7 protein-coding genes are annotated in these 15,344 nt (G+C 65.5%); 2 read left to right on the top strand and 5 right to left on the bottom strand.

Annotated elements, in window-relative coordinates; all coding sequences use genetic code 11:
* A partial coding sequence (locus Q4F91_RS09875; RefSeq protein WP_303337245.1) for a helix-turn-helix domain-containing protein occupies positions 1-3,682 on the top strand: 3,682 nt, incomplete at its 5' end.
* A gap of 205 nt (positions 3,683-3,887) precedes the next feature.
* Here Q4F91_RS09875 and Q4F91_RS09870 read toward each other — a convergent pair.
* Positions 3,888-4,229 carry a hypothetical protein gene (locus Q4F91_RS09870; RefSeq protein WP_303337244.1) on the bottom strand — a complete coding sequence of 114 codons (342 nt, stop codon included), beginning with the start codon at positions 4,227-4,229 and terminating at the stop codon, positions 3,888-3,890.
* Between the two features lie 281 nt (positions 4,230-4,510).
* Positions 4,511-4,888: a DUF2726 domain-containing protein gene (locus tag Q4F91_RS09865; RefSeq protein WP_303337243.1), complete on the bottom strand. Its 378-nt coding sequence runs from the start codon at positions 4,886-4,888 to the stop codon at positions 4,511-4,513.
* A 416-nt stretch (positions 4,889-5,304) separates the two neighbouring features.
* Between Q4F91_RS09865 and Q4F91_RS09860 the strand changes: the two genes are divergently transcribed.
* Positions 5,305-5,508 (top strand): hypothetical protein, encoded by a 204-nt coding sequence (locus Q4F91_RS09860; protein ID WP_303337242.1) that lies wholly within the window; start codon positions 5,305-5,307, stop codon positions 5,506-5,508.
* A gap of 89 nt (positions 5,509-5,597) precedes the next feature.
* Here the strand turns inward: Q4F91_RS09860 and Q4F91_RS09855 are convergent, their stop codons facing one another.
* Genes Q4F91_RS09855 through Q4F91_RS09845 form a run of 3 tightly spaced genes read right to left on the bottom strand, consistent with a single transcriptional unit; the run spans position 5,598 to position 15,165 of the window.
* Positions 5,598-7,748: a 3'-5' exonuclease gene (locus tag Q4F91_RS09855; RefSeq protein WP_303337241.1), complete on the bottom strand. Its 2,151-nt coding sequence runs from the start codon at positions 7,746-7,748 to the stop codon at positions 5,598-5,600.
* Positions 7,745-14,602 (bottom strand): DEAD/DEAH box helicase, encoded by a 6,858-nt coding sequence (locus tag Q4F91_RS09850; RefSeq protein ID WP_303337239.1) that lies wholly within the window; start codon positions 14,600-14,602, stop codon positions 7,745-7,747. Before Q4F91_RS09850 ends, Q4F91_RS09855 begins: the two co-directional genes overlap by 4 nt.
* Complete coding sequence (locus Q4F91_RS09845; protein ID WP_303337237.1) at positions 14,602-15,165, bottom strand: hypothetical protein; 564 nt, start codon at positions 15,163-15,165, stop codon at positions 14,602-14,604. Before Q4F91_RS09845 ends, Q4F91_RS09850 begins: the two co-directional genes overlap by 1 nt.
* Between the last annotated feature and the right edge of the window lie 179 nt (positions 15,166-15,344).

Genomic DNA, 15,344 nt, shown 5'->3' with positions numbered 1-15,344 from the left:
TGATGAGGTTCAGGAGGTTCCCGAGGCCGCCGGGGCAGCCGAGGCAAACGACGCAGCCCGCCCCGGCGGATTCCCGGCATGGCTCGCCGACCCCGGCGGCTCCGACCCGGACCCGCTCACGCTCATCGCCGATCCGCGGAGCGGGGCCGTCCTCAGGGCGTTCGTGCGCCGCACGTCGCTCGCCCGGGAGCGCCTCGCCGCGTCGGGCCGCGGGGCCGCCGACGCCGACGGGATGCGGTTCGTGAGCCGCACGATTGCGCTGGCCGAGTCGGGATGCTTCCCGAACCCAGCCGGCCTTGTCCGGCTCGGCCGCATTCTCGGCCTGCGCCCGTCCTTCCTCCTCTGGGGGCCTGCCGCTGCGGCGGCGGCCGGCGGGGACGCTTTGCCAGAGGACATCGCCACTGCCTGGCGGCTGAGGGTGCTTCTCGCCGACGCGGGACTCAACCGCAGCGCGCTGCAGCGTCCCGGCGTCACGTACCAGGACATCCTGCACTGGCTCGCGGGAGGAAGGATTCCGCCCGCGAAAGCGCGCCTCATCGCAGAGGTGCTCAAGACCACGCCCGGATACCTCGTGAACGGCATTCCCGGCGAGGCGGCCGAGGATCCCGTGACAAATCGCAGCGAAACGTTCTCGCCGAGGATCGTCCCCGACGCCGTGCACCGCGCGGGTCTGCTCCTTGAGGAGCGGGGCCTGACGCCCGGGGACGTTGACGCGCGGCTCGGGCTCCTCCCCGGCCTCTGCGCGCTATGGCTCAAAGGTGTCCTCCGGCCGTCGGGCAGGCGGATCGGTGAGCTCGCGGAGCTCCTCGGCACAACCCGCGGACAGCTGCTTGACGGCCGCGCGGAGAACACCCCGGCGACCAAGCGGCGGAGGCTCCGGGGACCCGGCGCCACGCTCCCCGAACGACAGGCGGCCGCGGCGGCGCTCAGGGAGCTCATGAAGGTGAGGGGCTTCTCCGCCCCGGCGCTCGCCCGCAGGCTTGCGCTGCCGCGCAGGCTCGTCGAGAGCTGGCTGCGGGCGAGGAAGCCCGTTGACCCCGGCTGCGCCGCCGCGCTCGCGGAGGCGCTCGACGTCACGCCAGAGGAACTCGTGGGCCGCGGGATCATCGCGGCTCTCCCCGATGCCGCGCGACGGCCGGAAGCGTCCCCCGTGGAGCCCGCCCTCGAAAAGAAGATGAGGGCCGTCCTCGCGCGCTCCGCCGACAGGCTTCTCGAGCTCGCGGCCGAGCGCAGCGTCCCCGTGACGAGCCTCTCGCATTCGCTCGGCATACCCTACGCGACCATCCTCGCCTGGGTAAGGCGCACGGCGCTTCCCGACACGGCCACGATCGCGAAGGCCGCGGCCCGCTTCGGCGTCTCCGTCACGCGGCTCCTCGGCGACGAGACGGACCCGTCGGTCATCGCCCGGCTCCAGAGCCGCCCGGCCCCGGGGACCAGGGTCACTCGCAGGCGCATCCGCGCCGCGTCCCCGGACACGGGGAGGGACGCTCTGCGCCGCGCTTTCGCCGCGAACTTCGAGGCGCTCCTTGCCGCGTCCCCGCTCTCCGCGGACGGACTCGCGGAGCTTCTCGAAATCCGCCCGGGAAGGATCCGGGAGTGGCTCGGCGGGAAGTCCGTGCCGCGTGCTGCGCAGCTCCGCCGCCTCGCCGACGCGCTCGACACGACGCCCGCGGCGCTCCTCGATGAGGGAGAAACCGCCGGAGAGGCGGGCGCGTCCCCGGACACCGCAGGGAAGTTCGAGGCGGCCGCGTTCCGGAGGCGCGTCGACGCGAGGCTCCTCGACCTCGGGCTCACGAGGACTGAGCTGAGCCGGCGCCTCGGGCACCCGGCGACGTGGCTCACCGACCTTATGAGAAGCCCGGTCGTGCACCGCGGGGCGGACGTCACCGCCGTTGCGGATGCCCTCAGGACGTCGCCTGACTGGCTCCTCCTCGGCCGCGGCGACGCCGTGCGGGCTCCCGCCGAGGCGCCCGCCGGCGTTCCTCACGGGGAGCACGGGGAGCACGAGAGCCCAGGGCCGGGCGGAAAGGAAAGGGCGGCGATCAACCCGCATGCTGTCGCCGCGCGCTTGAGAAACCTTCTCAAGGAACACGGGCTCGACGCGGCGGGGCTCTCTCGCGACCTCGGCATCAACTACTACACGGTGCGCAGCTGGCTGCTGGCCGTGAGCATCCCCTCGCGCGGGAATCTCATCGCCGTCGCGAACTTCCTGCAGGTCACGCCGGCCCGGATCCTCCACGGCGACGAGAGCGGCGGCGAGCGTACGGACGACGCGCCCGCCGGGCCGCTTCTCGAGGGGATCGAGGACGCCCCCGAGCGCAGACTCATCGGCGGGAGCAGCGGGGAAGTCGCCCCCGGCACCTTCGCCGCCCGGCTCGGTCTCGAGCTCGAGCGCTTCCGCGTCTCGCCCGCGGAGGTCGCCCGCGCAATCGGCGTCAGGGACGACCGGGTCCGCAGCTGGCTGCAGGACTCGCTTCTGCCCGCCGAGGAGGAGCTCGCCGCGCTCGAGACCTGGCTCCGCCTCCCCGCCGGCTCGCTGATGCCGGGCGGCGCGGACGAGGAAGACTCCTCCCCCGTGTCCGCCGCCCCGGTCATCCGGGCCATGCCGATGCTCCTCGCCGACGTGAACGCGCCCGAGGCCGATCCCCAGGCCGTCGCGGACCGGCTCATGAAGCTCCTCGCCGTGAACGGCCAGACCTCGGGCGACCTCGTGCGATGCCTGCAGTTCTCGCCCGCGACGGTGCGCCGGTGGGTCACGGGCGAAAAGGTGCCCTGGGCGGCGAACATCCGCATCCTCGCCCGTTTCTTTGATGTCGAGCCGACCTGGATCACCGGGGGCGGTGACGAAGCGGCCGACCCCCGGCCGTCCCCCTCGGCCATGGCCGCCGCCGCACGTCTGACGGCGGGGACTTCCTCTGGCAGCGACCTCCTCGGCATGGAGCGCGCCGACACGCCTGAGAAGCAGGCGGCGGTGCTGGCCTTCGGGAAGAGGCTTGATCACGCCATGAGGGCGGCCGGCCTCACCGACCGGCAGGCCGCCAAAAAGCTCGGCGTCTCCCCGGAGACGGTCGGGCACCTGAGGAACGGCCGCGGCGTCCCGTCGCTGAGGCACCTCGCCGAGCTCGCCCAATTGGTGAACCTCACGCCCGACGAACTCTGGCACGGCACGGGCAAGGATGCCCCGGCGCGGTGGACGCCCTGGACCGACACGCTCGGCGAGGTCGACCCGGTGCCGGTCTTCCGGGTGGTGCTGCGCAGACTCATCGCCGGGAGCGGGCTCAGCCTCGGCGAGATCGCCCTCAGCCTCGGTCTCGAGGGCGTCGATGTGGTGAAGGGCTGGCTCTCCGGACGGGGCCTCCCCGACAGGGACATGCTCGCAGCGATTTCGAACCTGCTTGAGACCGATCCCTCGGTGCTGGAGAAAGCGCTCGAGCAGCAGACCGTCGGGTACGGCACGGTCGTGACCTTCGCCGACCGGTTCATCGCGCTCGTCGAGGCCGAGGGAATCAGCTACACGGAGCTCGCCCGCCGCCTCGAGATCCCGCCGCAGACCCTTGCCGAATGGCGCCGCGGCAAGAGCGTGCCGAGGCGATGGAAGCTCGAGACCCTCGCGGAGTACTTCGGCGTCACGCCGGAGCATCTGATCGAGGGAGAGCCTTGCTGGCGCAGGCGGCCTTTCTGACGGGGGAGGGCCTGCAGGGAGGGTGCAGGTGCGGCAGGCTTCGATCAGTTCGCCGGGGCGGACGGCGTTCCCTCAGGACCGGATCACGGAGCGAGCCCCGGGTCGGAATGGATCCGACCTCGGGCCTTCCGGATGACCGGCCGGGGAGGGAGCTCCTTGAGGAAGCATTGATTCCGCTCTCGGGGCACCGTGGATTTCCACGGTTTCAGGCTTTCTCGATCTGCGCGGCTTCCTCGCGCTCCCACCGGGCGATCTGGCCGCGGAGACGGTCGATCATCTCCGGGTCGGGCTCGTCCTTTGACGCTTCGTTCTCAAGGTCGCCTCGCGTGAGCTCGAGCACTTCGGCGCGGCACTGCGCCCAGTACTGTTCGCCCCAGGCCTCAGGGTCGTCGCCCGTGACCTCGATCTCCGAGGCGTACTCCCACGGCATGCACCACGGGGTGTCGGACTCGACATCGTTCATGGAGCCGCCCGCGCATTCCCAGCCTTCGACAAAGGCCTCGCGCTGTTCGTCGGTGAGATCCGAGGGATCAATCTTCGTTTTCATGGTCTTTTCCTTTTGCGCTGTGAGAGTGTGCTGAAGCCGGCCCGGGCCGCCGAGAGCCTTCGCCGTCCCGGTCTGTCCGGGGGTGAGGCGGAAGCGGGCTTCCTGCCGGCCCGTCGGCTTTCTGCCCGCGCCCGGGCGGGCGCCGCCGTGAGTTTTGGTCATCTCAGACTCCTTGAAAGTGGTTTCCTGTTCAGCTTGAATGTCGCGCCTGCTTTTCAAACTTGAAAAGAGCGCGGAACAATCAAGCTGTGACGGGGATCAAACTGGTGATTCGAAGACAGTCATCCTGAGGCTCCCATTGCGGCCTGCAGAGCCGTCCGGATGCGCGATTCCTCTCCGCTCGCGGTCGTGGCGAGGCGAAGAGGCCTGAGGCCGATCCTCGATAGGACCTTGTCCTTCATTGCGTCGCGCACGGCCTGGCGGGTGCCCTCGGCGTGATACGTCACACCGTCGACTTCGATCAGGAGCACCGGCCGGTGGCTGATCCGGTTGAAGATGACGAAGTCCACGTGCGACCACGGATGGCGGCAGTAGGCGGTTTCCTCTTCCGTCATGGCGAGCGTCTCTGGCATCAGCCGCGAGAGCGGGTAGTGCGGAATCACCGCGAGCCTCTCGAACGACTTGTCGGAGCGGAGGATGTTGTGAATGAGGGCGTTCACGAGATTCTCGGAGTCGAACTCCGAGATGCGGTCGTGGGCTCGCAGGCGAACAGGTCTTCTCGCGATGCTTCGCGAGTGAGCGCAGAAAGGGAGCCCTGAAGCCTCGCGGCATCAGGAGTCGGGCTTGAATTGCTCACGAACCTTCCGTCGCTTGGATTTGTGATTAGTGGATCGGCCCGCGGGCGGCCGTCTTTGTGGCGAACGGAGAAGGCTCTGACGAAGGTCCCGTTAGAATCATCACTGATCCAACCGGACCGTGAAGCTATAGTAACACAATTCCACAATTGTGCAAATGGCAGGGTCGATTTTTCAAAGGTATCCCTATGAGCGAGACTCCTCCCAACCCGCCTTCGGACGGTGCCCAGCGGCGAAAGGGCCGACCGCCTGTGTACCCACAGGGGCGCAAGCAGATCACCATGACTTTCCCAACTGATGTGGCTGCAAGGCTGCGGGTGCTTGGGAACTCGGCGTTCGTGCGGGAGGCGGTGACGGCACTCCCGGCGACGGATGAGAACCGAGACGAGCGTCCGCATCTGGTCGCTTTCAGGCTGACGCATGAAGAGTTCGAGAGGCTTGAGGCGAAAGGTGGAGTTGAATGGATTAAGAAACTATTGATTTAATAATTAATTACATAAAAATGGCGCGGAGTTGCTCCGCGCCATTGAAGTGAAATAATTATTATTATTTAAAATAAATATTATAGAAAGATTTAATCCATAAGAGCCTTCATGAAAATACCGGGATCTCCAGCTGCAGTGAGGTAGAGCTGTTCAACGGCTCTGGAGGCGCTCACATAGAAGAGAGCACGCTCCCTTGCCTCAAGCGTAAGGGCGTGAAGCTGATCTTCATCGGACTCGCCGTCCTCGGAGAGGAGCGGGAAGTTTCCTTCCTGCATGCCGGAGATGAAGACCACCTTGAACTCCAGGCCCTTGACGCGGTGCATCGTGGCGATGCGCACGCCGGGCTGGTCCGGGTCGTCGGCACGATTGCGGCTGATGCGGGCCGTGCGGATGCCGAGACCGAGGAGAGCGCGCTCCAAGTCATCGAGCTCCCGGTTGCGTCGGCAGACGATGCAGATGTCGGGGAACCGACAGCCCTTGCGGTCAGGGGAGGAAGTCGTGAGGGCGCGGATCTGATCCGCGATCCAGAGGACCTCGGCGTTCGAGGAGCTGAAGGCCTTGCAGACGGGCTTCGCACCGTGCATGAGCGACGTGTAGCCGGTCCTCTCCTCAGCGCCGCCTTCCATGTCGTCCACGCTCCGGCCTTCCCAGACGGTGTCGGCCGCGCGGCGGATCTCGTCGGTCGTGCGGTAGTTGAGCCTCAGCTTCTTCGAGCGGCCGCGGATAGCGATGCCGCAGTTCGAGAAGACGACGGGTTCGCCGTAGATCCTCTGGTGCGTGTCGCCCGCGAGGAAGAGGTCGCCCTGTGGAAGCTTCTCATCGGTGCCGCGGTCCGGGGTGAGGGCGCGCAAGAGCCGGAGCATTGAGGGCGAGAAGTCCTGGATCTCGTCGGCGATCACCGCGCGGTAGAGCCCCTGCGGGTATTCCTTCGTGAGGATGTCGATCGCCGTGTAGGTCGCGTCCTCGGCCATCATGAATCCGGCGAGCGAGAGCTGCAGGCGCATTTCCTCGAAGACCGGCCAGAGAGTCTTGCGCTCGGCGCGCGAGAGGGGACGACCGCGGCCCGTGCGGGGGACGAAGAGGTAGCCGCGCAGCGTCGTGACGTTCTGCTCGAGCACGATGCGCTCCCACTCCTCGCGGAGGAAGGACTCGGGCCAGAGCCGGCGATCAGTAACCTTCGTGAGTGCCTGAGACCACGCCCAGCGGTAGGCGGGATCGTTGGAGCCGGGGTAGATGATGCGATCCGTGACGCCGTTGCGCCTCAGAAACGCGCCGATCCAACCGTCGATGTTCTTTACCTCGATGCACTTCATCTCCGGCCCCGAGCATAGGCTTGAGAGCTGGTAGGCGAGGTCGATCGAGAGGTTCTTCGTGAAGGTCGTGAAGAGAAGCTTCTCACCCGGTTTCCAGTCGGGAAGCTCCACGAGATATTTCGCGCGGTGCATCGCCACGACTGTCTTGCCGGTGCCGGCGCCGCCCGTGACGCGCACGGGGCCCTTCCAGTCCGTCTCGACGATCTTCTTCTGCGAGGGATGCAGGTAGACGCGCCAGAGATCAAGGGGCTTCTCGAGAATCTCCTTGAGTTCGGTCTCGGACTCGATGATGTGGAAGGTGTCCGAGGGCAGGGTGCCCATCGGGCTGTCGGGGTTCGCGGGCTTGAAGGCCGAGGATTCGCGGTAGCTTGCAAGCAGGCTCGCCCAGGCCTCGCCCTGTGCGCGGCAGGTGAGGATCTCGTAAACGCTCTGGGGAAGTGCGTTCTGCGCCCGGGTGAGCTCCTCCTCGGTTCGGATCGAGCGTACGAGCTCAAATCGTTCTGCCGGCGTGCCGATCTCAAGTAGGTCCGCTTCGGAAATGTCGGCGAAGAGGGGTGTCTTTTCCTCGGCGGACGGCGTCCCGGTGCCAGGCTGCGGCTCGGCGACGCCGTAGATCTGCAGCTGACCCGTCGTGGGGTTTACTTCGCATCTGTGGGTTGCGGCCCACTCCGTGACCGTCGCCTCCGGGCCGACCTGCAGCGCCAGATAAAAATCGTCCGCCATGCGCAGCAGGACGTGGAGTCCGCCCTTCAGCACCGCGACCTTGTAGGCCGAGGCGCCGGGAAAATCTCGGACGTCCACTTTTACACCAAAGCCGCAGCGGGTGAAAAAGCGCGCCCATTCTGCGCAGGCAGCCGAGGTGAGGCCGCCCACCTGCAGCAGGGAGTCTTTCGTGAGACAGATGCGGCTTTTAAAGATCTTCTTCATGAGAGGCTCCTGTCATTGTTGTTCTCTTCTTCGTTTGCGTCCCGGATCACCCGCGCGACGCGATCGGCGGCTTCCTCTGCGCCGCTCTCAATTTCCTCGGGTGTAATGACGAGCACCTGCATGCCCTTCGGAACATCAAAGCCCTCAAGGGCGACACCGAACTTCAGTCCGGGCCACCAGAGCTCCGCCACGCCGGCGACACGCCCGCTCGCGGGATCGACGAGGTCAATGCCCGCCTCCGGCACAGGGAGCCCGCGGGCTGCAAGCGCAGCGACGAGCGGGATGTATTCGTCAAGCATGAGGTCGCGCACCTCGGCCCAGGCGCCTGCATCGTCGTCGCCGGTGATCTCGGGCGAAGCGCACACACCGGGTGCAGAATCCTTCTCGCCGGATTCTTCCGGCGGGAGTGCTGTCGGACAGCCATCTGCCATCGCAGAGGGCGTCAAGAAGAGATTCTCGATGCCGGAATCCTCGGACTCGGGCAGGAGCATCAGCTCATCGCCGAACTGCAGCACATTGGCCGTTGCCCAGAACCGCCGCAGCATGCCGGCGAGCTTGCTGTGAGCATCCTCGGTCGCATGACGGGCGACATAGGCCGCGTCGATCATCAGCGCGGCGCGCCACGGAGCGGAGAGGCTCAGCGCCCTGCGCTCCGCACCCGGGCCGCGGCCGGCAAAGAGACGGCGCTGCGAGGCCGCGCCTGACTCGAGCCAGGCGCCGAGTCCTTCGGGCACACGGACCGGCACGGGCTTCGGTGTTCCTCTGGCGAAAAGATCCGCGAAACGCATCAGCATGCCGAGCGAGCGGAAGCTTTCCTCCGCGGCCTCGGGGTTGGAGAGCCAGAGCATCAGACGCTCGAAGCTCGAGCGGTCGTCGCCGACGGTCTTGATGAGTTCCTCGAAGGAGGAAAGGGTCTTCTTCGTCTTCTCTGCCTCGGCATCACGCCAGCGCACCCAGTTCGTCGCCGCAGGGCCGGTTCTGAGCACCGGCTCGCCGATCACAACCGCGGGCTCGGCGCTGCTCATCGGCACGGCACCGCTCTGGGCCGTCGGCGCCTCATGCGGCAGATCGTCCCAGTGGATCGTCCAGACCCTGCGGCCGCCGTCGATGATGCTCTGGCGCTTCTGAATGTCGGTGGCGACGATTCCCGCGTGGAACCGCCAGCCGTCCGTGAAGACCGCCATTTCCTTCGAGAGACTGCGTTCAGACTCGTGGAAGGGGCGGAAGATGAAGTCCGGTCTCGACGGATCGTTGCCATCCATGGTCGCCTGCAGTTCCATCGCCCAGGTTCTGCCTGATTTCATTTCCAGTACGAAGACGCCGCGGCTCGTGTGCATGGCGAGACGGGCGAGGCGCTTGACGTGACTGTCGGCCGCGACCGCCCGGATGAAGTCGTTCTCGAGCGCGCTTTCGCCGAGCCCTTCGCCGGCGTTCTCCTCAAGGAAGCCGGGCCTCAGAGTGCCCGATCTCGAGAGAATGCCGTTAAGGAGCGCGAGCGCGCAGGTGCGTGAAATGAGCGAACGGTTCCCTGCGTCCTCGGCGGAGTAGACGCACCGATAGCAGCCGTCGGCGAGTTTGTCCTCGACGCACTGGCAGTTGGCGAGGGCGTCGCGGGCGATGCTCAGCACCTCCATGAAGTTCGACTCGTTTTCGAGAAGTTCCTTGAGGTACCCCGTACCGCCCGGCACCGTGTCATAGAGCACGATGCAGGTGTCGGTCGCGTCGCTTCCCTTGAGGGGCGACGAGACGATGGTGCTCTTCAAGTGCGAGACCGCCCCTCGGTAGTAGCGCCTCAGGCCGAGCCTGAGCGCCGCGAGCGCGGAGGCGTTCACTTGTGCGGACGACCAGCGGCCGGCGCAGAGGCTCGCAGGCAGTCGGATCCTGAGCGCCTCGGTCGAGTAGACGCGCATGAGGAGCAGCCCCTTGAGCCACTTGACCGCGTCATCGCTCTTCTTGCGGTACTCGCAGTCGTAGTCATGCTGTCTGCGGCCTTCCTTCTCCTTGCCGGCGCGCTTCTTCACGCGCCCGCAGCCTGCGCAGATCGTGAAGCCGGGAGCGGAGATGTGCTCTCCGGCGGCATCAACGAACTCCGTGTCCTCGGCCGAGGCGGCGCCGAAGTTGATGTCGCGCAGCGTGACCGTCGGGATGTACTCGAAGCCGAAGCCGTCGGCGTGCTCGAGGATGTAGCCCTTCTGCACGCTCCCCGGCTCGATGTCGACGAAGAGTCGGCGGCGGGGCACGAATGACTCGCGGTCCTCATGCAGGTCGGCGATGCGGTCCCGGCGTACGTCGGCCCAGGCGTGGACAGTGCGCAGACTCAGAACCTGACGGACCTGGGAGCGCTCTTGCCAGGCGGGCGACCCGCAGCGCGGGCACGCGGAGCTTCTGGTCTCGGGCGTCTCGGGGCGGGCGTACTGGCACTTCGGGCAGAAGCGCCAGGACTGCGCGCCCTTGTCGTCAAGCTGCACCTGATCGATGTGCATCGCGTACTGCGAGGCATAGAAGGTGTTCTCGGGCACGGCTTCCGTGAGACCCGTTGACGCCGACCGATGGAAGGTGAGGCGCTTGTAGACGCCCTGGCTGCGTTTTTTGTCGCGTGCGGCGGGCTCGTCGCCGGTCTCGGACGGGAGATCCTTGTCCCGCCCGCGCAGCGTGAAGACGAGACTCTCGATCCGGATGCCTTCCTCGGGGAAGGCATAGTTCGGCAGCAGTCCCTCGTCGGTGAGAAGCTCAAGCGTCTGTTTCTTGTCAAACTGATCCTCAAGCACCTTCTTGAGCGAGGCGATGAGGCCCTTGAGCTCCTCCTCGTCCTTCTGCTGCTCCTCGTCAAGCCCGTCCTTGCTCTTCGGTCTCGCGCCCTCGTAAAGCTTGATCTTGTCGCTGATCTCCTGTCGGCGTCGCCGGATCGATTCAATGCGATCCCTGAGGCGCATCGCCATGGAGGGAGTGCCGGAGGAAGCGCTGCCCTCAATGAAGACGAGGAGGCGATGGCGCTCGGCTTCTGTGAAAAAAGTCCCCGACGGGTCGAAGAGATCGACGAAGTCCTTGAAGAGAGTCGCCGAATTGGTGTTCGTGAAGTCAATGAACCCCTCGGGGAAGGCGTCCGGCGGCACGTTCTTCGGAGCGATCGGGTCAAGGAGCGAGACAGAGTTCGCGAGCAGCGCCCCGACGGTCTTCGGAATATGGGCAGTCGGCACCTCGGTCATCCAGCGGGTGACCGCGAATGCAAGCAGCTGGCGTTCAAGCACGGCCATGGCGTGAAGGAACACGCCCGGAGGCTCAACGGCGCCCGAGAGCATCTTGACCGGGTCCGCCCAGAAATACTGACCATGCTGGTTGGTGCCGCAGAGCGTCATCGCAAGCGCGTTGCCGTCGCGGCGGCCTGCGCGGCCGATGCGCTGCAGGTAGTTCGACGGGGTGCGCGGCGGGTTGAAGAGGAGCACCGAGGAGAGGTCGCCGATGTCGATGCCCATCTCAAGCGTCGTGGTCGCCGAGAGCAGGTTCACGTTCCAGGGTTCGCTGCCATTGGTGAAGCTCTTCTCGATGCTCTTTCTTTGGTTGTCGTCGATCGTGGCCGTGTGCTCGCGCGCGACCGCACGCATGGGTTCGCCGACGTAGAGACCCGGGTCCGGAGGGAGCATCTCCACCCGGTGTGCATTGTTGCTGCAGTTCCTCGAGAGGCAGGGCATCGCAGTCCAGAGCGGCCCGTCCTCAGGGGCAACCGTGTGCCAGCAGCCGCATTCCGTGCAGACCGCACGCGCGAGCGTGCGCTTCACCTTCCAGCTGCTCGGATTGAGGAGGTAGGAATAGGCGGCGTGCCCCGACTCCGTGCTGATCGGGAATCGCTTCATGCCCTGCGACGCGATCAGCGCGTCAAAGAGATGGTTGTAGACCTCCTCGACGAAGGCCGGTTCACCCGTGCCGATCTGATTGTCGAGCGTCGCCTGCAGCCAGTCGACGTACCAGGTCCTCCCGCGGGCGGAGCCCGGGAGAACGGTGTCAAAGAAGCCTTCGCGGTCGGCATGGGGCCGGCGGAAAGTGAGCGGCGCGGGCGGGCGCCAGCGCTTGGTGTAGGCGGGCAGCTCCAGGCTTCGGTTCAGGTACTTGAAGGATTCGGCACTCTTCGCGAAGTTCACGAAGTCCTCGAGTCCCTTCTGACCGGTGAGATCGAAGGCACCGCGCTGGCGCTCGTGCTCGAGGAAGCCGGCGACGAACCGCTCGTACTTCTCCTGGGTCATCTGAGCGAAATGCTCCGGGCAGCGGTGGCTGACCCGGTCGGCGAAGTCCGCGGCGGCGATCCGGATCAGATCCGGGGCCGGGGCGAGCGCGCCGATGCCGGCGAGCTCCACCGTGCGGCCGCTGTGGCTCTGCAGGGTGAGTTCAACGAAGGCGTCCCACTTGAGGCGCGCCTGAACGTTGGCGAAGAGCTTGCCCCAGGCTGTAGCGACATCCCTGCCCTCGGACGTGACCGTCCTGACCTCGGGGATGAACCGGTAGCGGATTTCCTCGTTTCCCTCGGGATCCCTCGAGTCGAGGTTATTGGCATTGGCCTCGGCCTGTTCGGAGAAGTCAAGCCAGGCCTGACGCCAGAGCATGTCCGCCGGGATGAAGGTCGTGATGAATCTCGCGGCGGCGATGTCCGACGCCTTTTCACGGATGTTCGGGTTGTCATCCCGTCGGAGTTCATCGGACTTTCCCGTTCTGTCGACCCAGTGGTCGGAGAAGAACGTGAGGAACTCCGTGAGCGACATCTCGCTCCTTTCGTTCTCCCTCATGAAGCCGGCGATCGCCTGACGAACGACGTAGCGGCGGCTGCGGGCGTCAAGGAATCCTGCGCGGTACGCGGCGTCCTGCACTGAGTCGGAGAAGGCGATGAGCTTGTGGTCGTCGTTCGTGGAGCTTGAGTTGAGGTGCCCCGTGAGCGCCGCGGCGAGCGTGGTCGCGCGGGCGCCAAAGATGCGCAGCGTTCCGGATTCCCCGCAGTTGGGGCAGGCATCCGAGCGAATGGTCTTCACATCACCGTCAACGGTGGTCTTCGTGACGATCTCGGGCTTCTGAACGATGATGGGTTCATGAAAGCTGGGTTCGTCCTCACTGCCGTTGCCGCTGTGGCAGATCGGGCAGAAGGCGTATGCCTCTGACTCGTCCTTCGTGCGGACGTATCGGAATTCACCCGTGGACGGGCAGAAGTGATAGAGCGAAGCGGAGTTCTTCTCGCGGAGCGTCCGGAACTCCTCGCGCCTCACGGGATAAAAGAGCCCGATCGAGGGTGCCCGCCTGAACCAGGCCGTGTAGAGATCCGACGAGTTCTTCTCGAGGAACCCCTGGCGGATGTCGCCCATCCAGCCGGTCGCATTGCACGCGCTGCAGGAGACGAGCGGGAGCGCGATGCCGTCGCACGCGGCATCATGGTCGGCGGCGAGCACGAGACGGGGCTTCGCGGAGACGGTCGCGAGGAGGTTCCTCAGCTCTCGCGTCCAGCTCTGCACGCGGACGGTGAGGAAGGGCCTCACCCGGCCCTTGTCCATCACGCGAGCGGTGGAGACGAGGGCAATGAGGCTTCTCAGGAGCATCATCGTCTCGCTCGGTGTGAAATTCTCAAGCTCATGCGTCTCGCGGCGCCAGCGTGCGGCGAGTTCCCGGAGATCCAGGAGCGTCCTCTTCTCGGAGATAAGCCGGCGGAAGGCCTCGAGGTGGGGGAGCTTTTCCGCGAGCGCAAGGGCAGTTTCCGTGAGGCTGCGCTTCCAGACGCCGTCAGCCGGACTGAACCAGCAGTTAACGGCCGCCATCAGCCAGCGCTCGGCCGGAGCCGAGGCCTTGAGTTCGAAGAGCGTGCGCGCGGCCCAGACATCGGGCCAGTGGCCCGCAGGGCGGTAGTCGCCGAAGCTCTCCAGATATTCGTCTGCCGAGAGTCGATCCTCGGTGATCACGGCATCCTTGTCGGAGAAATCAGCTCCGAACACATCCTCGGCGTAGTCAATGAGACGCGGGAGCGCGTCGCCGTCGCCGAGGGTGGCGGAGGTGCCGATGCACGCGAGTGACTTGTCAAGCCCGATAAAGTCCCTCAGGCGCCGCACGAGGCAGGCAAGGTCCGTGCCCTGGGCGCCGTCGAAGGTATGAAGTTCGTCAACGACAAGATAGCGGAGGCTCCTAGGACTCGTCCCCTCCCAGAGGGCGCGGTCCTCGCGCCTCAGGAGCAGGTAGTCGAGCATCTTGTAGTTGGTGAGCAGGATGTCAGGCGGATACCTGCGCAGCGTCTCGCGGTCGTTGATGATCATCGAGCCGGTCATCTTGCGAGCCTTCTCCTTGACCTTGGCGCCCGTGTAGATGCCGGCGGTGAGCTGGATGTTGCTCTGCTTTTTGATGTCGTCAAGAAGCCGGGCGATGCGCTTAGCCTGGTCATCGGCGAGCGCGTTCATCGGGTAGATGAGAATCGCCTTGATGCCGGGAATGTCCTCCGCGCGCATCTGCAGCACCGCGTCGATGATCGGCAACAGGAAGCACTCGGTCTTGCCTGAACCCGTGCCGGTCGCGATGATCGTGGATCTAGCCTCCGGGTATTTAAGCCTCTTGAAGGCTGCCACCTGATGTGCGTAGGGCGAAAACTTCTCCTTGACCTCCGGATTCCGTTCGCAGAGCAGCTCAAGGAGATTCTCTATCCGGATGTCGCCCGCGCGGAAAGGACGGCGGATTTCCACCCACGGCCCCTGCAGGAAGTTCTCGCGATTCTCAAGGAAGTCGCGCACGACGGACTTTCCTCCTCTGGAGAAGCCGGGTGTGGAGATTGGGAACTCACGCTCGATGAAGGAGGTGAGGCCTTCCTCGATGTCACGTTCAACAAAACTCGGAAGCATCAGTTCTTCTCCTCGTCGTTCTTTTCGGAGGTCTCGACTGCGGCAGGCTCAGTCGGAGCCTCGTCCTTGTCCTCGCGGAAGCGCTCCTCAAAGGCGGCCCACGCACGGCGGTAGTCCGCCTCGCGATCCATCCTGAAGAAGGGAGCCTCGTAAGAGACCGTTGTCATCTGAGGCGTCTCGGACATCGTGTCATCCGGGAAGGTCTTCGTGACCTGTCCGGACTTCTTCTCGCGGACAGTGTCGAACCCGAGGCCCTTGTAGTCGCACGGCTTATCGTCCACGGCATACCGGATCCCGGCCTCCCAGTCCTTGGGGACAGCCTTGCGGGGCAGGCCGACGCCGACGAGGCCGCGGTTCGTCGTGAAGACTATGCGGCCCTTCTGGTCGTACCAGGTGTTCTGGTCGTAATCGCGCATGACTCGGAATCGCAGACGGTAGAGTGTCAGCAGTTCGTCGAGCGTCAGACCGATTGCCTGCGCCGTGAGCACGTCGATCTCTAGCAGCGCCTGTCGGCGGGCGAGATCGGAGCGGAGAGCGTTGGTGCGCTGCCACTCCTGAGTCAATCCGCTGAACCAGTCAGGATCAAGGCCCTCATGTTCCTGAGTCCATTTATCGTCGCAGTAGTCATCATAAAAGTGCTTCGACCAAAGATCTCCATACCATTTAGTAAGGCAATTCAGAGTCAGGATGCGCAGATGGGCCGCACTAGTACGAGTGCCGTAGTCAATAAGCGGAAGTCCTT

The sequence above is a fragment of the Sutterella sp. genome, assembly GCF_030539355.1.
Taxonomy (GTDB): Bacteria; Pseudomonadota; Gammaproteobacteria; order Burkholderiales; family Burkholderiaceae_F; genus Sutterella.
Note: the sequence above shows the minus strand (reverse complement) of the source record. Positions and strands in the feature narration are given on the sequence as shown.